We start from the raw sequence: 21,921 nt of genomic DNA, 5'->3' as shown, positions 1-21,921 counted from the left end.
GTGGTTCTCGCCCGCTTCGCCCACATCCGGCCGGCCGCGGTGCTGCCCTGCGCCACGACGGCCGACGTCGCCGCGGCCCTCGCCACGGCGCGGCGGCGGCGCCTGCCCGTGGCCGTACGGGGTGGCGGCCACTGCTTCGCCGGACGATCCACCACGACCGGCGTCGTGATCGATACCAGCCCGATGGCCGGGGTGCGGCTCGACGGCAGCCGCGCCGTCATCGGCGCCGGCACGCGCCTCGCCGAGGTCTACGACCGGCTCGGCGCCCACGGCCGGACCATCCCGGCCGGGTGCGGGCCCACCGTGGGCATCACCGGGCTCACGCTCGGCGGCGGGCTCGGTATCCTCGGCCGCCGTCACGGACTGACCTGCGACAGCCTTCTGGCGGCAACACTGGTCCGGGCCGACGGCCGGACGGTCGAGGCTGACGACGACCTGCTGTGGGCCATGCGCGGAGGAGGCGCCCCCGGCGTGGTCACCTCCCTCACCTTCGCGACCGTGGCCGCGCCCACCCGCACCGCCTTCCGGTGGAGCTGTCCCGCCGATGGCGCGGCCGACCTCCTCGACGCCTGGCAGCACTCGCTACCCGAGCTCGACGAGACGACCGCGCCCAGCCTCACCATCACCGCTCCGGCAGACCCGAGGCTCGCACCCCGCGTCGCCGTCTTCGGTGCCGCAGCCGACGGCGCCGCGGTCGACCTGCTGCGCCGCCGCCTCGGGCAACGGCCCAGCGCTGACGAACGGCACCACGACACCGTGCAGGTGGTGAAGAGGTGGCTGGCCACACCGGACGACGGCGGTACCCGTTTCGCCTACCTGCGCTCCGAGTTCTTCCGGTCCACGCTTCCCGCCGCCGAGCTGCTCGAACGACTCATCACCGACCGGACACCCGGCGAAGAACGAGAACTGGACTTCACCCCGTGGGGAGGCGCCTACAACCGGCTGCCGGCCGACGCGACGGCCTTCCCTCACCGCGACGCCCGATTCCTGCTCAAACAGACCGCCACCGTACGGGCCGACCAGCAACCCAGCAGTTGGCTGGACGACTCCTACCAGCTCACCCATCTCCACGGCACCGGCGGCGCCTATCCCAACTTCCCCGAGCCCCAGCTGAACACCGAGGCCTACTACCTGACCAACACGGACCGGCTACGCCGGCTCAACGCCGTCCACGACCCCTCGAGCCTGTTCACCCACTGACAGCGGTCACGGTTGCCAGGTGATGTGGTAGACGAAGGTCGGCGTGGTGCACGTGTTGTTCTCGTCGTACACCCAGCCGTCCATGATGTAGCTGAACGGCGTGCTGCCCCAGATGTAGTTGTTGGGGAGGTAGCCGTACTTCGAGTAACGGTACGAGCCGTCGTGCGCCCGGTCCCAGATCGTGATCCAGCCGGTCGTGCGGTTCCAGATGGAGTACGTGTGGTCCTGCCAGACGCTGCCTTCGAACCGCCAGCCGTGGCACAGGATGTCGGCGCGGGGATAGAAGATGCCGTACCCGGTGAAGTTGGTCCCGGTCCAGACGCAGATCCGGTCGACCGGGCACTTGTAGCTGTAGCTCTCGGTGCTGTGCCAGATCTGGGCGCCGCTGATCGTGGTGATCAGGTGTGGCGCCTCGGCGGTGGTCGCCCGGGCGGGCGGGCTGCCGGCCAGCAGCGCCATGCCGAGGGCGGCGGCCAGGGCCAGCACGGCCGCAGTGCGCCGGATTCGCGATGGGTCGCGCGTGACGATCATGTTGTCTTCCCTTCCGGGCGGCGCGGGCGCGTCGCGTAGGGGGCCATCGGAGCACGCGGCGCCTTCATTCCGCCTTCACCGCCGTACGCTTGTCCGGTGATCACCGCGAATCAAGCCACGGCGACGGTCATCGGGGGCGGGCAGTCCGGCCTGTCGGCGGCCTATCACCTTCAGCGGCGCGGGATCGATCACGTGGTGTTCGACGCCGAGCGTGGGCCGGGTGGCGCCTGGCAGCACCGGTGGGAGTCGCTGCGGATGGCCACCGTGAACGGCATCTTCGACCTGCCGGGGTTCCCCAAGCCGCCGATCGACCCGGCGGAACCGAGCCGCACCGCCGTGCCGGAATACTTCGCCGGCTTCGAACGGGCCACCGGTCTGTCGATCCGGCGCCCGGTGCGGGTCACCGCGGTGCGCCGGGCCGGCCGCGAATTCCTGGTCGAGACCAGCGCCGGTCGGTGGACCGTCCAGGCGGTGATCAACGCTACCGGCACCTGGACCAACCCGGTCCGGCCGCACTATCCGGGGCAGGAGACCTTTGCCGGGCTCCAGCCGCACACGCACGACTACGTGTCGGCCGAGCAGTTCGCCGGGATGCGGGTGGCCGTGGTCGGCGGCGGGATCTCGGCGATCCAGCAGCTCGAGGAGATCTCCCGGGTGGCGACCACGTTCTGGTACACCCGCCGCGAGCCGGTCTTCCGGGACGGCGCGTTCGAGCCCGAGATCACCGGCCGCGAGGTCATCGCCAAGGTCACCGCGGACGTCGAGGAGGGCCGCCCGACCGGCAGCGTCGTCTCCTACACCGGCCTGCTCTGGACGCCCTACGCGCTGGCCGCCAAGAAGCGCGGCGCCCTGGAACGCCGCCCGATGTTCACGGCCATCAAACCTTTTGGGGTACGCGAGGAGGACGGCTCCTTCACCTCGGTGAACGCCATCCTCTGGGCCACCGGCTTCAAGGCCGCCCTCAGCCATCTCGACCCCTTGGGCCTGCGCAACGACCGGGGCGGCATCCGGCTGATCGGCACCCAGGTCGCCGGCGAGCCCCGCGTCCACCTGATCGGCTTCGGCCCGTCCCAGTCGACCATCGGCGCCAACCGCGCCGGTCGCGAGGCGGCCGGCGCCATCGCCCGGCTGCTCAAGGACACCGGCGCGGTCTTCGCCGAACCCGGAGGGCGTTCTACCGCTCGACCGCCAGCGTCAGGGTGACGTCGGAGCTGTCGGTGATGGATCGCGTCCGCGGGCGCTTCCCGGCCTCGGTGACCAGCGTGCCGCCCGAGGTGAGGGTGAACGTGACGTCCTTGAGGCCGGCCGGCTCGGGCACGTCGATGGACGCGTTGAAGCCACCCTGGGCGATCTCGAGGACCTCGATCTTGGTGCTGAGCGGGTGCGCGGCCAGGCCCGCGCCCTTCACGGTGAGGTGCCGGCCGAGATCCAGTTCGAGCCGCCAGGCGGTGGTGTCCCGGGGCTCGGATCGGCCCTGGTGCTGGACGGTCAGCAGGAGCCAGGCGTGGCCCGGGGCGGCCCACCCGCGCTGGAAGCTGTACGCGCCGAGCCTCGCGTCGATGTCGAACTGCGCGTTGTAGGCGGTCACCGTGCTCGCCAGGCCGGTGCCGGGGGTGAACAGCGTCGCGTTGCCGCTCTTCAGGGGGTAGTAGGCGGCCGGGCTGTAGCCGCCACGGTCGCCGGTGCGCAGGCTCAGCGTCTGGGTCTTACCCAGTTCGGTCGCCGCCAGCAGGGGCTCGCTGCCGGCCGGGATGCTGGCGATGAGCAGGCCCCCGGCCTCGGTGAGGACGGGCAGGCCCTTGACCGGGATGTCCACGTCGCCGGCCTTCAGCGCCACGGTCGGGTCGGCGCCCTCGCGCACGATCTCGCGTGTGAGGGCGCCGTCCTCGGCGTACGCGATGACCAGCTCCCGGCCCGGCCCGGCGGTCACCCCGACGTCGTAGTCGTCGGAAAGGTCGAGAAAGCTGGCCTGGGCGCCGGTCAGCGCCGGCGTGACGAAGACGTATTCGAAGCTCAGGCCGTACCGCGGGCCGGTGATGCGGATGGAGGCGGTGCTGTGCTTCAGCTCGTGCAGGGTCTCGAGGTCGTGGGCGTCGCCGCGGTCGGCGTCGGTGCGGTAGACGGCGTAATTCGCGTCCACTGTGGTCGACTTCGGCGCGGCTTCGCCGCAGCCAGCCGCCGCGGCGGGGAACATGACGACGGCGACGGCCGCCCAGACCCTCGGATTCATGACCTCAACGCTAACCGTCTCAGAGTGTCGTGATGAGACCGCCGTCGATGGCGATGTCGGCGCCGGTGATGTTGGCGGCCCGGTCGCTGGCCAGCAGCAGGACCAGGTCGGCGACCTCCTCCGGCTCGGTGAACCGGCCGGTGGCCGACTCGGCGGCGGCGCCCCGGGCCACGCCCTCGGGGTTGGCCCCGGAGGCCTGGGCGACGGTGGCCGCGACGCCTCCGGGACCGAGCCACAGGGCGGTGGCGACCGGTCCGGGGCTGACCGTGGTGACCCGGATGCCGTGCGGCGCCACCTCCTTGGACAGCGACTTGCTGAAGCTGGCCAGGGCGGCCTTGGCCGCGCTGTAGTCGATGACCAGCGGGTCGGGCAGGCGGGCGTTGACCGAGTTGACGGTGACGATCGCGCCGGCGCCGCGGTCGATCAGGTGCGGCAGGGCGGCGCGGGTGGTGCGTACGGCGGCCAGGAAGTTGATCGTCAAGGTCGTGGCCCAGTCGTCGTCGGTGACCGACAGGAACCCGCCGGTGCGGGGCACGACGGCGCCGACGTTGTTGACCAGGATGTCGAAACCACCGTGTTCGGCCACGGCGGTCTCGATGAGCCGGGCCGGACCGCCGGGGGTGGCCAGGTCGACCGCCACCGGGTGGACGGCGGCGCGGGCGGCGAGGTCGGACAGTTCGGTGGTGGCGGTGCGCGCCCCGGCCACGACGGTGACGCCCTCGCCGGCCAGGGCCCGGGTGATGGCCAGGCCGATGCCCTTGCTGGCGCCGGTCACGACCGCGGTCTTTCCGCTCAGACGCAGGTCCATGGTCAGAGGGAGTGCTTCTCGAGCCACGACAGGGTGGCGTCGGCGACCTCGCGCCAGCCGTTGTCGATGGTCAGCGAGTGGGCCCGGTCGGGGAACTCCACGATGTCGGTGACGGCGTCGGAGTGCCGGTACTGCTTGAGCGTGGCCCGGGTGACCGACTCGGGCACGGTGTGGTCGCGGCCGCCCATCATCAGCAGCAGCGGGCCGCGCAGCTCGTTGGCGGTGTCGACCTTGGCCGGCGAGTGCGGGTCGAAGTTGGCCGCGGCGGCCTCGAAGAGCGGCTTGCCCGGCGCCGGGATCGCCCAGCGCTCGAACAGCTCGGCGGACTCCTGCTCGGTGATCGCGTTGCCGAACGCGTACCGGAACTGCTCGGCGGTCAGCGACACCGCCTTGTGCCGGTTGGCCGGGTTCTTGAACACCGGGAAGGTGGCCCGCAGCGAGGACAGCGGCACCGGCAGCACGCCCTTGATCTGCGCGGCGTCGATCGCGACGGCGGCCGCGGCGAGGTCCTGGCCGAGCAGCTTCTGGGCGACCATGCCGCCGAACGAGTGCCCGACCAGGATGGGCTTGGCGTCGAGCCGGTTGATGATGGCCGTGTAGTGGGCGACCACGTCGTCGATGCCGTGGTCGGCGAGGCTGTCCGGGTTGGCCCGGGCCGCCTCGACGGTGTCCGGTTCGCCCGGCCAGCCCGGCGCCGAGGTGTCGTACCCGGCCGCCTGGAAGTGGGTCTGCCAGCTCGCCCAGGAGGTGGAGGACAGCCAGAGTCCGTGGATGAAGAGCACATGCTTGTTCGCCATGGACGGAACGTACGTGGCGGCGCCGGCGCTTCGCTTACGTCATGTGACGGTATCGCGCAGCTCGGCCCGCGAGGTGATGCCGAGTTTGGGGAAGATCCGGTGCAGATGGGAGCTGATCGTCCGATGTGAAAGGTAGAGCCGCTGGCCGATCTCGCGGTTGGTCAGCCCGCCCGCCGCCATCTGGGCGATCTGGAGCTCCTGCGGGGTGAGCCGGTCGCGGGCGTCGGGGACCCGGCCGCGGCTGGTCTCGCCGGACGCGCGCAGCTCGGCCCGCGCGCGGTCGCCCCACGGCGGCAGGCCCAGCGCGTCGAACGTGTCGCGGGCGGCCCGCAGGTGGGCCCGTGACTCGGCCGCCCGCCGCCGGCGGCGCAACCATTCGCCGTACCCGAGCTGGGCCCGCGCCCGCGGGAAGGGCCAGGCGTCGGTGGCCGCCTCGTACAACGGTTGCGCCGCCCGGTCATCGGCCAGCAGGGCGTGCGCGTACCGCAGGCCGATGTGCAGCACCGGCGACGGCGTACGCCGCCCGACCGCCGTCATCTCGGCCACCACGCCCCGGACCGCGTCGGGCTGCCCGCTGCGCACCGCCGCCTCGGCCAGGTCGCCGACGGCGTGACCCCGGATCGCCGGGTGGTACGCGGGATCGGCCGGGTCGAACATACGCCGCAACTCGGTCAGCGCGTCTTCGTGGCGGCCGTCGGCCAGCGCCGCCGCGCCGCGGGCGTGCTGCACGGCGGCCAGCACGGCACGCGCGTCGCCCGGCAGCGCGGCCTTCTCGGCCTCGGCCGCGTGCCGGTGGGCGTCGTCCTGTTCGCCCCGCACCGCGGCCAGCATCGCCTGCGCGGTCCGCGCGGTGGCGGCGATGAGCGGCTGCGAGGTGTCCCGGGCCAGCCGGTACGCCTCGTCCGCGGCCGGCATCGCCACGCCCAGGTCGACCAGGTAGGCGCAGCTGCGCGCCTGCAGCGTGAGGGCCCGGGCCAGCAACGCGAGCCGGCCCTCGGCCCGCAGGCCGGCCAGCGAACCGGCGAAGAACCCGGCGGCCAGGTCGAAGGCGCCGATCGCGTGGGCGGCGTTGCCCAGCATCCGGGCCGCACGCCCGTCGCCGGCCACCCGGTTGCGCCGGAGCCGTTCCAGGACGACCCCGCCGTGCTCGATCGGCGAGGCGAAGGCCAGCACCATCAGCAGCCGGGGGTCGTTCTCGTCCACCGGCACGTGCGAGGCGGCGGCCACCACACTCTGCCGGGCCTCCACGCCCGGCTCGGTCCACCAGCACCGCAGCGCCGCTCCGTACAGCAGGTTCAGGGCGAGATCGGGGTCGTCGGCCGCGGCCCGCTCGGCGACCTGCGCCAGCGACCACGCGGCCTGGGCCCGGCCGAGCACACCGTCGTCGAAGCTGTCCCGGATCCACGCCGTCCGCCAGCGCTGCCGCTCGGACAGGCCGGCCCGCTCGGCCTCGGCCAGCAGGCGGGCCACCCCGTCGCTGCGGCCCAGCTCGAAGGCGAGTTCGGCCGCGCGGAGCAGGCGCTCGCCGCGTACGACGGGGTCGCGGGTCAGCTCGGCCGACCGCTCCATCGCGGCCGCGCCGGCGGCGACGCCACCCCGGCGCTGGGCCCGGACCGCCGCCGCCTCCAGCTCGGCGGCGACCGCCGCGTCCGGACCGGAGGTGGACGCGGCCCGGTGCCAGACCCGGCGGTCGTCGTCGGTCACCACCTCGGCCAGCGCGGCGTGGGCGGCGTGCCGGCGGCCGAGGGTGGCCCGCTGGCGGATGGCCGAGCGCATCAGCGGGTGCGGGAAACGCAGGCGATCGGCGTCGACCTCGACCAGCCTCGCCGCGATGGCGGGTTCCAGGTCGCCGACGGCGCCCCCGGACCCGGCCAGCGTCTCGGCCAGGGCGTCGCCGTCGTTGAGCGCGGCGACCAGCAGCATGGTCTGGGTGACCGGCGGCAACTCGGTCACCCGGGCCGCGAACGCGTGCTCCAGCCGCGCGGTCAGGGGCAGCACGGCCGAGGAGGCGTCCACGATGGTGGGCAGCTCGACCAGCGCCAGCGGGTTGCCCGCCGCCTCCCGGAGCACCCGCTCGCGCACCTCGGGCCGCAGCCCCGGCGCCCGCGCGTCGACCACCAGCTCAGCCTGGGCGCGCTCCAGCCGGGGCAGCGCCAGCTCGGGCAGCCCGCTGCCGGCGAACGGCCCGTCGAACCCGTCGCGCACCGCCGCCAGCAGCACGATGGGCTCGAAGTCGAGCCGCCGCGCCACGAAGACCAGCACCTCCGCGCTCTCCCGGTCGAGCCATTGCGCGTCCTCGACCAGCAGCAGGACCGGCGCCTGGGTGGCCGCCTCGCCCAGCAGGCTCAGCGTCGCCAGGGCGATCAGGAACAGTTGCGGCGCGGCCGGGCCGCTGCGGCCGAACGCGGCCAGCACGGCCTCGCGTTGCGGCGGCGGCAGGCGGTCGGCCTGGTCGAGGATGGGCCGCAGGAGCTGGTAGAGGCCGGCGAACGCGATCTGCGCCTCGCTCTGCACCCCGGTCGTCGTGAGGATGAGCGCCGGCCGGGCCCCGGCCCGCCGGGCCACCTCGGACAGCAGCGCCGACTTGCCGATCCCGGCCTCGCCGCGCACGACGGTCGTCCGGCCGGCCTCGAGGACGCGGAGCTCGTCGTCGCGCCCGAACAGCTCCATGCCGACATCCTGCTAGATCGGGCCGAACTCGGCCCCCTCGGCCGGTGTGAAGGACAGCACCAGGACACGGTCGGCCTGAAGGTAGATGGACAGGTCGGCGGCGACGCTCCGCATGTCCGCCGCCGGTGTCACCGCGATCGCGAGCGCGCCGGCGTCGACGTAGTCGCCGAGCAGGAGCGCGTCGCGGCCGAGTTCGGGCCGGCGGACCGGAACCGCCACCACGCGGTGGCGGGGGAGCCGGTACCGCAGCCCGGCGGCCATCGTGCCGGGCTGTTCCCCCTCGCCGGCGCCGTAGACGATGACCAGCTCGTCGTTGGCGGCGAGGTCGGCCAGCTCGGCCACCACCGCGGCCGCGCCCAGCCGGGTCTCCGGCTCGCCGACGACCGCGATCGTCATCGACGTGGGTCCCGGCTCGGGCTCGGATCGCACCGCCAGCCCGAGCCCGACGGACAGGCCGTGGGTGCCGACGTAGACGGCCGCCACCAGCAGCAGGGCGGCAAGAAGGAGCCAGGCCGCGGCGTACGAGTGGGTCAGCCCGATCGCCCCCGCCACCAGCGCCGGCGGAACCAGCGCGCCGAGCGCACCGACCGAGCCGGTCACGCCCATCACCGCCCCGGCGTCCCGCGGTCGCGCGGCCTTGCCGATCAGGGCCAGCAGGGCGCCGCTGGCGACCCCGTCGCACACGGCGATCCCCGCGACCACCGGCACCAGCAGCCACCACACCGGCGGCAGCATCGCCCCGACCGTGTAGAGGCCCGCGGCCGCGCCGTAACAGATCATCACCAGCCGGGCGGTCGGCCGCCGGTCGGTCCACCAGCCACCGGCCAGCCGCGCGGCCGCGGCCAGGACGACCACCACGCCGCTGGCGGCCAGAGCCCGGAACCAGCCGAGGCCGGCGGCAACGGTCAGGAACACCGGCAGGTAGGCCGCGATCGACACGATCCCGCCGAGCGCGAGCAGGTAGAGCAACGACAACGAGGTGGACGAGGCCAGCCGGACCATCGCCCCGCACTGACGGACCAGGGACCCTCGGGGACGGGCCGGCACCGGATCGCGGAGCACCGCCGCGGCCAGCCCGGCGAAGCCGGCCAGCGCTCCCGCCAGCACGAACGCGGCGTGCCGTCCCGTTGGGTCGAATCGCCACGACACCGCCGAGATCGCCACCGCGACCACCACACCGAGACCGAAAAACCCCAGACCCAGACCACGCCGGCCGTACGGCAGGACGCGGGCCGCCAGGGCGCCGCCGACCACGAACGCGGCCCCCGCCACGCCCGCCGCGGCCCCGGCCACCACGACCGCGGGCAGCGAGCCGGCCAGTCCCAGCCCGGCCACCGACAGCGCCGACACCAGGCTGACCGCGGGCATCATCACCCGGGCGCCGTACCGATCGGTGAGCACACCCACCGGCACCCGCACCAGCGCCGCGACCAGCAGCGGAAGCCCGATCAGCAGGACATGGAGCCCGGGGCCGGCGACGAACCGTTCGTGCAGCTGCGGTCCGATCAGGATCGAGGCGCGCAGGTTCAGCCCCAGCCCGAGGGTCGCCACGGCCAGGGTGGTCGTCGTCCGTCTCGGCACGGTCATGTTGCCCCTGGCCGAGCGTGTCACGAGGCCGGGGACGGGCGGACGGACAAGCGGTCCGGCTCGCTCTCCTGGCGGCGGACCGCCCGGGCGCCGCCGATCAGGGTGCCGACCAGGCCGATCACCAGGGCGACCAGGATGCCCAGGCCGGCGTACGCCCACGGGCCCTCGCGCCCGCCCAGCCCGAGCGGGCCGAGCAGGTAGCCCTGCCAGCCCAGCCAGCCGGCGAACGAATTGGTGACCAGCCCCCAGCCCACCGCCGTCCCGACCACCACCAGCGTCAACGGCAGCGGGCGGACGTTGCCGTAGCGGCCGCGCGGGTCGAACAGCTCGTCCTCGGCGTAGTCGCGGCGGCGCAGGGCCACGTCGGCCAGCATCACGCCGCACCAGGCGGCGATCGGGACGCCGAGGGTGATCAGGAAGCCCTGGAACGCGCCGATGAAACTGTTGCCGAAGAAGACCACGTAGATGGTTCCGGCGATCATGATGACGCCGTCGACGGCGGCGGCCAGGTAGCGCGGGATGCGCACGCCGGCGGTCAGCAGGGCCAGGCCGGACGAGTAGATGTCGAGCACCGCGCCGCCGATCAGGCCGAGCACGGCGCCGATCGCGAACGGGACCAGGAACCAGGTCGGCAGCAGGGTGGTCAGCGCGCCGATCGGGTCGGCGCCGATCGCGTCGGACAGGCTGGTGGACGAGCCGGCCAGCAGCAGCCCGAAGACCAGCAGGAGGACCGGGCCCAGCGCGGCGCCGAAGGTGGTCCAGCCGAACACGCCCCGGCTCGACGCGCTCCGGGGCAGGTAGCGCGAGTAGTCCGCCGCCGCGTTGACCCAGCCGAGGCCGAAGCCGGTCATCAGGAAGACCAGCGCGCCCATCACCTGCTGGGCCGAGCCGGCCGGCAGCGACGAGACGGCCGGCCACGAGATGTGCCCGGCCGCGAGCACCATGTAGACCACCGTGAGCACGGCCGTGACCAGGGTGATGATCGTCTGCAGGCGCATCACCACGGCGAAGCCGGCCACCCCGGCCAGCACGGTGACGGCCGAGACGACGATCAGCGCGACGACCTTGGTGCCGGTGCCGCCGCCCCAGCCCAGCCGGGTGAACACGGTCGAGGTGGCCAGCGTGGCCAGGATGACCAGGACCGTCTCCCAGCCGACGGTCAGCAGCCAGGACAGCGCCGCGGTCAGGCGGTTGCCGTTGACGCCGAAGGCGGCCCGGGACAGCACCATGGTCGGCGCCGAGCCCCGCTTGCCGGCCAGCGCGATCACGCCGCACAGCGCGAACGAGATCACCACCCCGATCACGCCGGCGATCGCCGCCTGCGCGAACGAGACGCCGAAGGCCAGCGTGAACGCGCCGTAGCTGACGCCGAGCACCGAGATGTTGGAGGCGAACCAGGGCCAGAACAGCGACCGGGGCCGCCCGGTCCGCTCGGCCTCGGTGATCACCTCGATGCCGTTCCGCTCGAGTCGGAGCAACTCGGTCCGGGCGTCGGATGCCATCCCCTCATCCTGCCCCGGCCGCGGGCCGCGATCCATAAGGTGTGACGAGGGAGGTGTCCGATGACGTTGGACGGGCGTACCGCGGTGGTGACCGGGGGAGCGAGCGGGATCGGGCGGGCCTGCGCGGAGCGGCTGGCCGCCGAGGGCGCCGCGGTCGTGGTGGTCGATCGGGACGCCGGCGGCGCGGCCGAGGTGGCCGGGAAGGTGGGCGGGCGCTCGATCGCCCTCGACCTCACCGACCTGGCCGCGATCGACGCGCTCGACATCGAGGCCGACATCCTGGTCAACAACGCGGGCATGCAACACGTCGCGCCGATCGACGAGTTCCCGGCCGAGGTGTTCTCGATGATGATGCGGCTGATGGTCGAGTCGCCGTTCCGGCTGGTGCGGCGCTTCCTGCCCGGCATGAAGGCGCGCGGCTGGGGCCGGGTCGTCAACATCTCGTCGGTGCACGGCGTGCGCGCCTCGGAGTTCAAGGTCGCGTACGTGACCGCCAAGCACGCCCTGGAGGGCCTGTCGAAGGTGGTCGCGCTGGAGGGCGCGGCGTACGGCGTGACCTCGAACTGCGTCAATCCGGCGTACGTGCGGACGCCGCTGGTCGACAAGCAGATCGCCGCCCAGGCCGCCACCCACGGCATCGCCCCCGACGAGGTGGTGGAGCGGATCATGCTCGCCCCGGCGGCGCTCAAACGGCTGATCGAGCCCGAGGAGGTCGCCGAGACCGTGACCTACCTCTGTCTCCCCGCGGCCTCGTTCATGACCGGCTCGTCGGTGATGATCGACGGCGGCTGGAGCATCCATTGAGCCTCGAGCTGGTCAACGCCGGCTGAGGCTCAGAGGTCGAGCACGACCGGTCCGGTGGGCCGGGCCGAACAGATCAGCACGGCCCCGTCGGCCGGCGGGTCGACCGGTTCCGCGGTGTAGTCGACCGCGCCGGACAGCAGGCCGGTCTCGCAGGTGTGACACACCCCGGAGCGGCAGGACCAGCGGGCCGGCACGTCGCACGCCTCGGCCAGGTCGAGCAGGCTGGCGCAGCCGGACGGCCACGGGACGGTGAGGTCGCTGCGGACGAAGGACACCGCCGGCCCGTCGCCGGTCGCACCCTCCGGCGCGTGCGGCGGGCGGCCGGGCTTGGCGCTGATGCCCGGGGTGAGCCCGGGCTGGGCCCCGAAGATCTCGGTGTGTACGCGGCCGGCCGGCACGCCGGCCTCGGTCAGCGCGGCGAGGACGACGGTCTGGAAGGCGGCCGGACCGCAGACGTACGCCTCGGCGTCGGACGGCAGTCCGAGGGTACGCAGCACAGCACCCGACAGGTGGCCCGCGCTGTCGTAGACGTCGTCCGGGCGGGGCCGGCTGAGGAAGACGTGTGCGTGCGCGTTCGGCAGGGCGGCGAGCAGCCCCGCCACCTCGGCGGTGAACGGCCGCTCGGCCCCGTCGCGCGCGGCCTGGATCCACCACACCTCCCGCGCGGACTTCTGCGCGGCCAACGCGTGGAGCATGGCGAGCCCTATGGCATCAATGTGGCTTGCCATGGCATCACTGTGGTGTCATAGTGGTGCCACACCGGCATCACCGAACGGGAGACGCGATGATGGAGAAGCAGGGACCGGCGATCCGGGTCAGCGGATTGCGGAAGTCGTACCAGAAGCTGGACGTGCTCAAGGGCGTCGATTTCGAGGTGGCGCGGGGCAGCATCTTCGCGCTGCTCGGCTCGAACGGCGCCGGCAAGACCACGATCGTGCGGATCCTGTCCACGCTGCTGAGACCGGACGACGGCGCGGCCGGCGTCAACGGGTACGACGTGGTGTCGCAGGCGGCGCGGGTGCGTGAGTCGATCAGCCTGACCGGGCAGTTCGCGGCGGTCGACGAGATCCTCACCGGCCGCGAGAACCTGGTCATGATCGGCCGGCTCCGGCGCGTCGACGACCCGCGCAAGGTGGCCGACGACCTGCTCGAACGGTTCGGGCTGGCCGAGGCGGCGGGCCGCCGGGTGGCGACCTACTCCGGTGGCATGCGCCGGCGCCTCGACATCGCCATGAGCCTGATCGGCGACCCGCCGATCATCTTCCTCGACGAGCCGACCACCGGACTCGACCCGGAAGGCCGCATCGAGGTGTGGCAGGTGATCCAGAAACTCGCGCACCACGGGACGACCATTCTTCTCACCACCCAATATCTCGACGAGGCCGAGAAACTGGCCGACCGGATCGCCATCCTGCACAACGGCACGATCATCCGGTCCGGAACGCTGGCCGAACTGAGAGAACTGCTACCACCGGCCAAGGTGGAGTACGTCGAACGGCAACCGACCCTCGAAGAGATCTTCCTGGCGATTGTGGGGCAGCGATGAACGACATCCGCGTCATGCTCGGGCGGTCCATGCGACACGTGACCCGCAGCCTGGACACCATCATCACGGTCACCATCACACCGATCGCGCTGCTGCTGCTGTTCCGCTACGTGTTCGGCGGCGCCATCCAGACCGGCGGCGGCAACTACACCAACTACCTGATGCCCGGCATCCTGCTGATCGCGATCGCCAGCGGCATCTCGTACACCGCGTTCCGGCTCTTCAACGACATGAAGTCGGGCATCTTCGAACGCTTCCACTCGATGCCGATCGCCCGATCCTCGGTGCTGTGGGGCCACGTGCTGACCTCACTGGTGTCCAACGCCATCTCGGTGGTGGTCATCGTCCTGGTCGGGCTGATCATGGGCTTCCGCTCGCCGGCCGGGGTGCTGTCCTGGCTCGCCGTGGCCGGCATCCTCGGCTTCTTCACGCTCGCCCTGACCTGGCTGGCCGTGATCCCCGGCCTGACCGCGACCACCCCCGACGGCGCGTCCGCCTTCTCCTACCCGCTGGTCTTCCTGCCCTTCGTCAGCTCGGCCTTCGTCCCCACCGGCACGATGCCCGGCCCGGTGCGGGCCTTCGCCGAGAACCAGCCGGTCACCTCGATCGTCAACGCGATCAGGGCATTGTTCGACCAGCAGCCGGTCGGCAACGACATCTGGATCGCCCTCGCCTGGTGCGCCGGCATCCTGGTCGTCGCGTACGCCTTCGCGATGGCCGCCTACCGCCGCAAGATCGCCTGAACCCGCGGCCGGTCCCCGGACCCCTTGCTCAGCCGGGCAAGGGGTCCAAGGTCGTTCCGTGACCCGGAACCTCGCGTACTGATCGGTCTTGACGACCCGATCGGTCGTCTCCGACCCCGGAGAGACCACCTCGATCACCAGAAGCACATGCTCGGGTCGTGTCGGAGTCACATCGATGGTCTCCGCCCGGTACACCGTCACGTCCGGACGACGGTTGTTGAGCGGCACATCCTGAAGCCGGACATCGAAGTCGGTGTCAGCGGTCCAATCCGGCCCCGCGGCCGCATCCAGGGCGTTCGCCAGCAGCCGGGCCAGGCGGTTGTGCCGCTTGGACGCGCTCGGACAAACGAGAGCCATGCCGTCCACGATCTCGATACCCGCACACTGCTCTTCCGTCCATGACGCGTACTGCTCGGCCGTGACCTGCTGATGCATCCAGGCCGGCGCGACCATCTCGACAGTCATACTCCTCCTGGAGGGCCCGGCGCCATGCAGCTCGAACGGCGCCACGACTTGACGGTTCTTGCGGTCTTCGACGACCGGTCAAGGGGCCGGTGGGGTTCGAAGAGCCGGATACCGTACTGTGCTCGCGGTTCTGATGTCGCAGTGGGAATTCGGGGGAACTCATTGTGTCGACCGGCCTCGAGCTGCATAAGCCCGTGCCCGTCGTGGCGACGCCGCGTGTCGGTGGGCGGCTCGCCGTGCTCGACGGGCTGCGGCTGTGTGCCGCGCTGGCGGTGGCCTTCTTCCACTTCACCGCGATCAACGCCGACAAACTGTGGGGGCCGGGTGAGGCGCCGTTCCAGCGGGCGGTGCATGTCACCTCGTACGGCTGGCTGGGTGTCGAGCTCTTCTTCATGATCAGCGGGTTCGTCATCTCGCTGAGCTGCTGGGGACGCACCGTCGGGGCCTTCGCGCGGTCGCGGCTGATCCGGCTGTTCCCGGCCTACTGGGCCGCGGTGCTGCTCACCGCGGCGGTGGTGACGATCTGGCCGTCCTTCGAGAAGCCGGTCAACCCGCAGCAGGTCGTGGTCAACCTGACCATGCTGAACGAGCCGCTCGGCATCCCCGCGGTGGATCTGTCGTACTGGACGCTCTGGGCCGAGGCCCGGTTCTACCTGCTCTTCGCCGTGGTGGTCGCGCTTGGCGTGACCCGCCGGCGGGTCCTCTGGTTCGGGTACGCCTGGCTGATCGCCGCGGCCGTCTCGGTCAAGGCCGGGCTGCCGGTGCTGACCATCCTGCTCCAGCCCGCGTACGCGCCGTACTTCGTGGCCGGGATCGGCTTCTTCCTGGTCCACAAGTTCGGCTCGGACATCCGCCACTGGGGCCTGATCGTGTTCTCCTGGGCGATGGGCATGTACTCGCTCGGCGCCCGGGTCGCGGCCACCGGGAAGACCGAGCACCGCGAGCTCTCGCTGACCGTCGCCATGCTGATCGTGACCATGTTCTTCCTGATCGTGGCCGCGGTGGCGCTGGGCTGGACGGCCCGCGTCCGGTGGCCCTGGCTGGCCACCGCCGGGCTGCTCACCTATCCGTTCTACCTGCTGCACCAGCACATCGGCGGCACGCTGATCCAGCACCTGCCGGAGATGCCGCGCCCGGTCACCGTGGTCCTGGTCATCGCGGCCATGCTGGCCCTGGCGTACGCGGTGCACCGGCTCGTCGAGCGCCCGCTGGCGGCGTACCTGAAGAAGCGTCTGACCGCCTCCTGACCGGCGGTTTCTCCAAGGACAGCGGTGGTCAAGGCGCGTGACACCCGTCCCATTTCACGCCGATCTTGACCGGATGGCCGAGAATGGGACGCATGATCGCGAGACGGATCGCCGCCGTGGTTGCCGCCCTGCTGGCCGGCGCCGGGGTCGGCGCCTGTGGCAGCGCCACCACGGCCGAGGCTCGGCGTAACGACCAGCCCGCCGCGATCGCGCCGGCGCCCGAGGCTCGGCGGGCCGCGTCCGGCGTCCGGGCGGTGGCTCGAACCTCGGCGGTCGTCCGGAATGTCCCGTCCGCGTTCCCGCTGCCGGCGGGCAGCCGGGTGGCCGACCTGTCCGACCCCGAGTCGGGCGCCTCGTTCACGCTGACCGCGCCCGACCCGGCCGCGGTGCTGTCGTTCTACCGCCGCGAGCTGCCCCGCGCCGCGTTCACGATCGTCGCCGACCGGGTCGAGGACGACGCGACCAGCCTGTCCTTCCGTGACGCGCACGGCTGGGCGGGCGCCATCTTCGCCACCACCCACCGGGTCACGGTCGCCGTCAAGCGCGCCTGACCTGCCGTTGCTAGACTCCTCGGCCTATCGGCGTACGTCTCTCGACGGGGGTGTCATGACGGCCGCAGGAGGTCCGCTCGACCCTGACTCGGCGCTGGACTACCTGCAGAACTGGCAGGGGCGCATCGAGCGGATGGCGGCCGACACCCAGGCCATGAGCGACCGGCTCGGCGAGCTGCGGGTGTCCGCCGAGGACGGCGACGGCATCGTCGCGGTGACCATCGACTCGACCGGTGTCCTGGCCGACCTGCGGTTCACCGAGCGCGTCCAGCGGATCGCCCCGGACGCGTCGTCCCGGGCGGTGCTGACCGCGTTGCGCGCGGCCCGGCTCAAGGCGGCCGAGCGGTCCCGGCAGATCATCGAGGAGACCGTCGGCCCCGATTCGATCGCCGGCCGCACCATCGCCGAGCGGATGGAACAGCAGCTGAACGGGGGATCAGAGGCATGACGGACGCGGTTTCGGTGGACGGGCAGCAGATCCGGTCACATGTCAGCAACCTCGACGGCCTGCGCGACCGGGTGGCGGCGATCCGGAGCGCCAGCGCGTCGATCGCCCAGGACGACGAGGCGTACGGGCTGCTCTGCGGGTGGATGTCGGGCATTCTCGAACGCCGGCACCAGGCCCAGGAACAATTCTTCGCGCAGGTGGCCGAGAACCTGAGCCTGGCCGGTGACGCGCTGATCCAGACCGCGGACGACTACGACGAGGCCGACAGCGAGGCCGCGGACGGGGTCCGCCAGGCCGGTGGCCGGTAGCGCCGGGGAGCTCACCATGTCTGACCGATCACTGGTCGCCGACGTCGCGACGACCCGCACCGCCACCACCGCCGCACCGCTGGCCGACAGCTTCCAGGGGCTGCAACAGGCGATCAGCGGCGGCAGCTGGGTCGAGGGGGCGCTGGCCGGCGGCGCGTTCGCGCTCGAGGTCACCGCGACCGTGCTCGACCCGTTCAGCACGCTGCTGGCCGGGGGTCTGAGCTGGGCGATGGAGTACTTCGAGCCGCTGCGCGAGATGCTCGACCAGCTCGCCGGCATCCCGGACCGGGTGGCGGCGCACGCCGAGACGTGGTCGAACATGTCCGGCGAGCTGGCCGCCCTGGCCCAAGACCTGCAGGCCGGCCTCGACGCCGACTTCCCGGACTGGCAGGGCGCGGCCGCCGACTCGTACTACAGCCTGATGTCCTGCAATGTGGACGCGCTGGGCGGGCTCAGCGTGCTGGCCTCCGGGATGGCTTCGGCCACCCAGGCCGCCGGCAACCTGGTGCAGTTCACCCGCGACATCGTCCGCGACCTGATCGCCGACCTGGTGGCGCGGGTGATCGTCTGGGCCGCCGAGTCGCTGCTGATCGTCACCATCCCGGTGGTGGCGGCCCAGATCGTCTCGGCCGTGGCCAAGTGGGCCGGGCGGATCCTGTCGTACACGACCGCGCTGGTCACGAGCCTGCGGAACCTCACCGCACTGCTCGAGGGGTAGCGGTGGCGGGACGTAATCGAGGCGGCGGGTCGGACGGCGGCGGGGACGAGCCGGAGTTCCGGCCGTTACGGCCGCGCGCGGGGCGGTCCGCGGGCAGCATGCGGCAGGCCGAGGCCGCGGTCGGTGACGCCACCCGAGGCGGGCAGGTCGGCTCGGGCGCGCCCCGCCCCGCCCGGAGCCGGCCGGGGCGGGGGACACCCGGGCGTACGCCGCCGGGCACGACGACACCGGACGGCCGGCCCTGGCCGCCGACCGGGCCCACCGGCCGCAAGCCGGTCGCCGGTCAGCCCGGCGCGGCCGAGTGGCGGTACGAGCGCTACCGGCAGAAGGCCTACAACAGCGGCAAGTCGCCCGACGACCTGCTGTCCTTCGACGACTACAAGCGGCTGCACTACGACCAGGCCGCCTCCGGTCAGCGCCCGGGCCGGTCCGGCGGGCCGGAACAGGTCGCGGCCAAGCGGTACCTGACCGAGAACCACGGCGTGGACCAGGTCGAGAACGTCAACCTCGGCGGCCGGTTCCCGGACGGCGTACGCGACAACAACTCCGGCGGCACCGATTACTTCGAGGTCGGCGCGACCACCCAGGGCGGCCTGCCGGAGAGCCGGGAACGCAAGAAGATCGCCGAGGAACTGGGCGTCCTGGGGCCGAACGACACCCTCCAGTTCGTCGACAAGAAGGCGCCCGAAGAGGAGAACTGGATCAAGTACAGTGCAGGTGACGATCCGCACTCCAAGCGCCGACCCACCCCCTGACCTGCTGCGGAAGGCCGCGTGATGTCCCAGTTCCACAACATCTTCTGCGCCTCGGACGCGCCGATCTCCCGGCGCGACATCGCCGAGTACGCGGTCGACGGCTGGTACGGCGACGGGGAGCCGATGTTCAGCCCCGACCCCAGCGATGACGACGACGCGGGCTGGGAGAGCATGCAGATGCGCCTGCCCGGCGTGGCCAAGCCGATCATCTTCCAGCACGACGTCGACGCCGCCACGATCAGCGAGCTGGTGGCGGAGGCGATCGCCGAGCGCCGGGTCACCGAGGAGACCGCCGGGCGGCTGCGCGCCGGCCGGCAGATAATCGGCATCGAGCTGTTCCCGGAGACCTTCGACGACGACGCCTGGGAGCTGCTCGACCAGATCCAGGCGTTCATCGCGACCCGCCTCAACGGCATCCTGGTCACGACCGACGGCGTCTACGACAACAACCTGCAACACCTTGATTAGGGGGCCTTCCCTAGGCCGATAGGCCGAGCTTTCTCCGGGCGCGACTCCGCCGTGTGGGGGAAGCGCCGACCACCGATGATCCACAATGCTGCGAGCCACACATCGAGACGGGGGAATGTGGTGGCTGCGGGGTTGAGTCGGCGTGCTGTCGTGCGGGGGGCTCTGCTGGGTGGCGCCGGGGTGGCGGTCGGCGTGGCCGCGGCGCCCGCGGTGCGGCACTGGTGCGGGTGGGACCGGCCTCCGGTGGCCGGCGGGTACGCGGCCGCCGCCGACGACCTGGGCGCGGTCGCCCACCCGGACGTGAAGATCCACTACCGGGGGCGGACCGAGGAGCCGCTGGTCGCCTTCACCTTCGACGACGGGCCGGCCCCGCATTGGACGCCGGACGTCCTCGACGTTCTCGACCGGGCCGACGCGCCGGCCACCTTCTTCATGGAGGGCCGCAACGTCGCCCGCCACCACGACCTGATCCGCGGCCGGATGGATCGGCACGCGATCGGCAACCACTCCTGGTCGCACCCCGATCTGGCCACGCTCGACCTGCGCGGGGTGTACGACGAGCTGCGGCGCACCGACGACGTGATCCGCCGCTACACCGGTCGCACCCCGACCCTGTTCCGGCCGCCGTTCGGCCACCTCGGCGGCTCGACCGTGCTGGCCGCCGCCAAGATGGGCTACGACCTGGTGCTGTGGTCGGACGAGATGCACGAGCGCAGCTTCCGCGGCGACCCGGGCGCCCAGGCGGCGTTCATCGTGGACTCGGTGCGGCCGGGCGCGATCGTGCTGGCCCACGACGCCGGTGACGATCGCCGGCTGATCACCGTGCGCGGCCTGGCGGCCATGATCGACGGCCTCCGGCGGCGCGGTTTCCGCCTGGTCACCGTCCCGGAGCTGCTCGCCGCGGCCGAGCCGGAGACGGAAGGCCCGGTGCGAGCCCTGCACTGAGGGGTTCCGCAGATGCTGCGAGGGGGTGGCGTCGCGGCTGCTGGAAGGTTAGTTTCCATTTACATCGATCGATGGAAGCTCCCGACCTCACGTCGTCATCCCCAGGAGGCTGAACACAATGACATCGATGTCACCGTACCGTCGATGGCTGGCCGCCGCCGCGGCCGCCGTACTCATGACCGCCCTCGCCGCCTCGCCCGCGGAAGCAAATCCGGAAGCAAAGCTGTCCGACCTCCAGCGCATGACCCGGCAGCGTCCGCTGGTCGCCGCCGCCTCCACCGTCCGATGGGAGATCGAACACCGCGCCTACCCGGGCTACGCCGGGATCGTCCTCGAGGAATCGAGCGTCGCCCTGTGGTGGAAGGGCGCCGTGCCCGCGTCCATGCGGCGGGTCATCGCCCAGGCCTCCCGGTCAGCGCCGGTGCGGGTCCACGAGGCCGACCACTCGATGGCCGAGCTGCGCGCCGCCGCCGGCCGGCTGCGGGCGAGCTGGCCGGGCGGCGGTGACGCGGTCCAGGCGATCAAGCTGCGGCCCGACGGCGGCGGCCTGGTCGTGTCCGTCCCGTCGTCGCTGCGGGCCGCGGTGCCGGACGTGGGCGTGCCGGTCGACGTGGCCGTGGAGGCGCCGCTCGAACCGACCAGCCGGGACGACGACCGGGCGCCGTGGCGGGGCGGGGCCACGATCGTGAACACCGACCAGGGCACCGCCTGCACCTCGGGCTTCGGCGTGCGTAACGGGTCGGCCAGCTACATCCTCACCGCCGCGCACTGCGGGCAGACCGGCCAGCGCTTCACCGACGGCCGGGGCGAGGCCATCGGCACGATCGGCGCGCGCAACCAGGACCACGACGTCGAGCTGGTGCCGACGTCCAGCGTCGACGGGTACGTCTACGTGGGCACGCCCACCGACAACGTGACCGCGTCGGTCGAGGGCTGGGGCTGGACGTTCGTCGGCGAGTACCTGTGCCAGTCCGGCGTCACCAGCTCGCGCCAGCTCGGCCGCCCGGTCTGCAACCTGAAGGTGCTGTTCTTCTACGCCGACCGGGAGGATCTGGTCGAGGCGGAGCAGACCGAGGGGCAGACGGCGGCCCGGCCGGGTGACAGCGGCGGCCCGATCTATTCGGTGTCGGCCAACGGCAAGATCCGGGCCAAGGGCACGACCACGCGCACGGCCGGGGCGCGGATCGGGTTCCAGGACTACGGGACGGCGTGGCGCGACTTCGGCGGCATCGTCCCGGCCACCCGGTAGCGCCTACGGTTTGCGGGCGACGCCGCCGTACGAATCCTGGTGGGCGTCGTCCGCGCCGGGCTCCGGCCGCCACCGCGAGATCGTGACCACGCCGGGTTCCACCAGCTCGAGGTAGGCGCGGCAGGCCTGGGCGTTCTCCACGATGGCCGGGAAGACCGCGCTGACCTGGTCACCGACCTCGCGGTCGGCGGCGTAGTTGTCCTTGCCGCCCAGCCAGTAGTTCCAGACCCGGGCGCTGTGCGGCACGCCGGTGTCGAACTTGGGGGCGCTGGAATCCGGCGTGGCGGTGGTCATGAGGGGTGCCTCTCATGTGGACGCGGACGGGGCCTGCCAGCAGGCAGGGTACTGG

The 21,921-nt window shown here is 72.4% G+C and carries 22 protein-coding genes and 2 pseudogenes; 14 read left to right on the top strand and 10 right to left on the bottom strand.

What is annotated here, in order from left to right; all coding sequences use genetic code 11:
* Complete coding sequence (locus AB0O15_RS38860) at positions 1–1,200, top strand: FAD-binding protein (RefSeq protein ID WP_364329957.1); 1,200 nt, start codon at positions 1–3, stop codon at positions 1,198–1,200.
* 6 nt (positions 1,201–1,206) lie between these two features.
* On the opposite strand, the gene AB0O15_RS38855 is transcribed toward AB0O15_RS38860, so the two are convergent.
* Positions 1,207–1,731, bottom strand: coding sequence for a peptidase inhibitor family I36 protein (locus AB0O15_RS38855; protein WP_364329954.1), 525 nt, complete (start codon positions 1,729–1,731; stop codon positions 1,207–1,209).
* Between the two features lie 96 nt (positions 1,732–1,827).
* Here AB0O15_RS38855 and AB0O15_RS38850 point away from each other — a divergent pair, with 96 nt between their 5' ends.
* Positions 1,828–2,934, top strand: a complete 1,107-nt coding sequence (locus AB0O15_RS38850) for an NAD(P)/FAD-dependent oxidoreductase (RefSeq protein WP_364329952.1) — start codon at positions 1,828–1,830, stop codon at positions 2,932–2,934.
* Here the strand turns inward: AB0O15_RS38850 and AB0O15_RS38845 are convergent.
* From AB0O15_RS38845 to AB0O15_RS38820, 6 genes are read right to left on the bottom strand one after another with little or no spacing between them, the layout of a single operon-like run.
* Entirely contained in the window at positions 2,906–3,961 is a 1,056-nt protein-coding gene (locus AB0O15_RS38845) for a hypothetical protein (protein WP_364329950.1), read from the bottom strand. The two genes, AB0O15_RS38850 and AB0O15_RS38845, sit on opposite strands and share 29 nt — an antisense overlap.
* Positions 3,962–3,980: 19 nt before the next feature.
* Entirely contained in the window at positions 3,981–4,769 is a 789-nt protein-coding gene (locus AB0O15_RS38840) for an oxidoreductase (RefSeq protein ID WP_364329948.1), read from the bottom strand.
* Between the two features lie 2 nt (positions 4,770–4,771).
* A complete protein-coding gene (locus AB0O15_RS38835; protein WP_364329946.1) occupies positions 4,772–5,566 on the bottom strand; it encodes an alpha/beta hydrolase in 795 nt (264 codons plus the stop codon).
* 39 nt (positions 5,567–5,605) lie between these two features.
* On the bottom strand, positions 5,606–8,236 hold the full coding sequence (locus tag AB0O15_RS38830) for a LuxR family transcriptional regulator (protein ID WP_364329944.1): 2,631 nt from the start codon (positions 8,234–8,236) through the stop codon (positions 5,606–5,608).
* A gap of 12 nt (positions 8,237–8,248) precedes the next feature.
* Complete coding sequence (locus AB0O15_RS38825; protein WP_364329941.1) at positions 8,249–9,823, bottom strand: MFS transporter; 1,575 nt, start codon at positions 9,821–9,823, stop codon at positions 8,249–8,251.
* 20 nt (positions 9,824–9,843) lie between these two features.
* The gene (locus tag AB0O15_RS38820) at positions 9,844–11,325 is read right to left on the bottom strand and encodes a cytosine permease (protein WP_364329938.1); all 1,482 of its coding nucleotides are present in this window, start codon (positions 11,323–11,325) and stop codon (positions 9,844–9,846) included.
* A 60-nt stretch (positions 11,326–11,385) separates the two neighbouring features.
* Here AB0O15_RS38820 and AB0O15_RS38815 point away from each other — a divergent pair, with 60 nt between their 5' ends.
* On the top strand, positions 11,386–12,129 hold the full coding sequence (locus tag AB0O15_RS38815; protein ID WP_364329935.1) for a 3-hydroxybutyrate dehydrogenase: 744 nt from the start codon (positions 11,386–11,388) through the stop codon (positions 12,127–12,129).
* Positions 12,130–12,158: 29 nt separating this feature from the next.
* On the opposite strand, the gene AB0O15_RS38810 is transcribed toward AB0O15_RS38815, so the two are convergent.
* A complete protein-coding gene (locus tag AB0O15_RS38810; RefSeq protein WP_364329932.1) occupies positions 12,159–12,857 on the bottom strand; it encodes a 2Fe-2S iron-sulfur cluster-binding protein in 699 nt (232 codons plus the stop codon).
* A 56-nt stretch (positions 12,858–12,913) separates the two neighbouring features.
* On the opposite strand from AB0O15_RS38810, the gene AB0O15_RS38805 reads away from it, so the two are divergent.
* On the top strand, positions 12,914–13,675 hold the full coding sequence (locus AB0O15_RS38805; protein ID WP_364329930.1) for an ATP-binding cassette domain-containing protein: 762 nt from the start codon (positions 12,914–12,916) through the stop codon (positions 13,673–13,675).
* Positions 13,672–14,418 (top strand): ABC transporter permease, encoded by a 747-nt coding sequence (locus AB0O15_RS38800; RefSeq protein WP_364329927.1) that lies wholly within the window; start codon positions 13,672–13,674, stop codon positions 14,416–14,418. Before AB0O15_RS38805 ends, AB0O15_RS38800 begins: the two co-directional genes overlap by 4 nt.
* Before the next feature lie 66 nt (positions 14,419–14,484).
* Here the strand turns inward: AB0O15_RS38800 and AB0O15_RS38795 are convergent.
* Positions 14,485–14,853: pseudogene (locus tag AB0O15_RS38795) on the bottom strand (Uma2 family endonuclease); the annotation flags it as partial.
* 233 nt (positions 14,854–15,086) lie between these two features.
* Between AB0O15_RS38795 and AB0O15_RS38790 the strand changes: the two are divergent.
* From AB0O15_RS38790 to AB0O15_RS38750, 9 genes are all read left to right on the top strand, one after another.
* Positions 15,087–16,130 (top strand): acyltransferase, encoded by a 1,044-nt coding sequence (locus AB0O15_RS38790; RefSeq protein WP_364329924.1) that lies wholly within the window; start codon positions 15,087–15,089, stop codon positions 16,128–16,130.
* 92 nt (positions 16,131–16,222) lie between these two features.
* Entirely contained in the window at positions 16,223–16,681 is a 459-nt protein-coding gene (locus AB0O15_RS38785) for a hypothetical protein (protein ID WP_364329922.1), read from the top strand.
* Positions 16,682–16,736: 55 nt separating this feature from the next.
* A complete protein-coding gene (locus AB0O15_RS38780) occupies positions 16,737–17,129 on the top strand; it encodes a YbaB/EbfC family nucleoid-associated protein (RefSeq protein WP_364329919.1) in 393 nt (130 codons plus the stop codon).
* Positions 17,126–17,437 (top strand): type VII secretion target, encoded by a 312-nt coding sequence (locus AB0O15_RS38775; RefSeq protein ID WP_364329916.1) that lies wholly within the window; start codon positions 17,126–17,128, stop codon positions 17,435–17,437. The genes AB0O15_RS38780 and AB0O15_RS38775 overlap by 4 nt, the downstream gene beginning before the upstream one ends.
* Before the next feature lie 16 nt (positions 17,438–17,453).
* Positions 17,454–18,155 carry a hypothetical protein gene (locus AB0O15_RS38770; protein WP_364329913.1) on the top strand — a complete coding sequence of 234 codons (702 nt, stop codon included), beginning with the start codon at positions 17,454–17,456 and terminating at the stop codon, positions 18,153–18,155.
* 2 nt (positions 18,156–18,157) lie between these two features.
* Positions 18,158–18,910 carry a hypothetical protein gene (locus AB0O15_RS38765; RefSeq protein ID WP_364329911.1) on the top strand — a complete coding sequence of 251 codons (753 nt, stop codon included), beginning with the start codon at positions 18,158–18,160 and terminating at the stop codon, positions 18,908–18,910.
* A gap of 21 nt (positions 18,911–18,931) precedes the next feature.
* Positions 18,932–19,378: a hypothetical protein gene (locus tag AB0O15_RS38760; RefSeq protein ID WP_364329910.1), complete on the top strand. Its 447-nt coding sequence runs from the start codon at positions 18,932–18,934 to the stop codon at positions 19,376–19,378.
* Positions 19,379–19,528: 150 nt separating this feature from the next.
* Entirely contained in the window at positions 19,529–20,323 is a 795-nt protein-coding gene (locus AB0O15_RS38755; protein WP_364329907.1) for a polysaccharide deacetylase family protein, read from the top strand.
* A gap of 127 nt (positions 20,324–20,450) precedes the next feature.
* Positions 20,451–21,572, top strand: a complete 1,122-nt coding sequence (locus tag AB0O15_RS38750; protein WP_364329904.1) for a peptidase — start codon at positions 20,451–20,453, stop codon at positions 21,570–21,572.
* 108 nt (positions 21,573–21,680) lie between these two features.
* Here the strand turns inward: AB0O15_RS38750 and AB0O15_RS38745 are convergent.
* Positions 21,681–21,866, bottom strand: a pseudogene (locus AB0O15_RS38745) (SAM-dependent methyltransferase); the annotation flags it as partial.
* Between the last annotated feature and the right edge of the window lie 55 nt (positions 21,867–21,921).

The sequence above is a fragment of the Actinoplanes sp. NPDC089786 genome, from assembly GCF_040684855.1.
GTDB lineage: Bacteria > Actinomycetota > Actinomycetes > Mycobacteriales > Micromonosporaceae > Actinoplanes.
The sequence above is the reverse complement of the archived record's forward strand: the minus strand, read 5'-3'. Positions and strand labels throughout refer to the sequence as shown.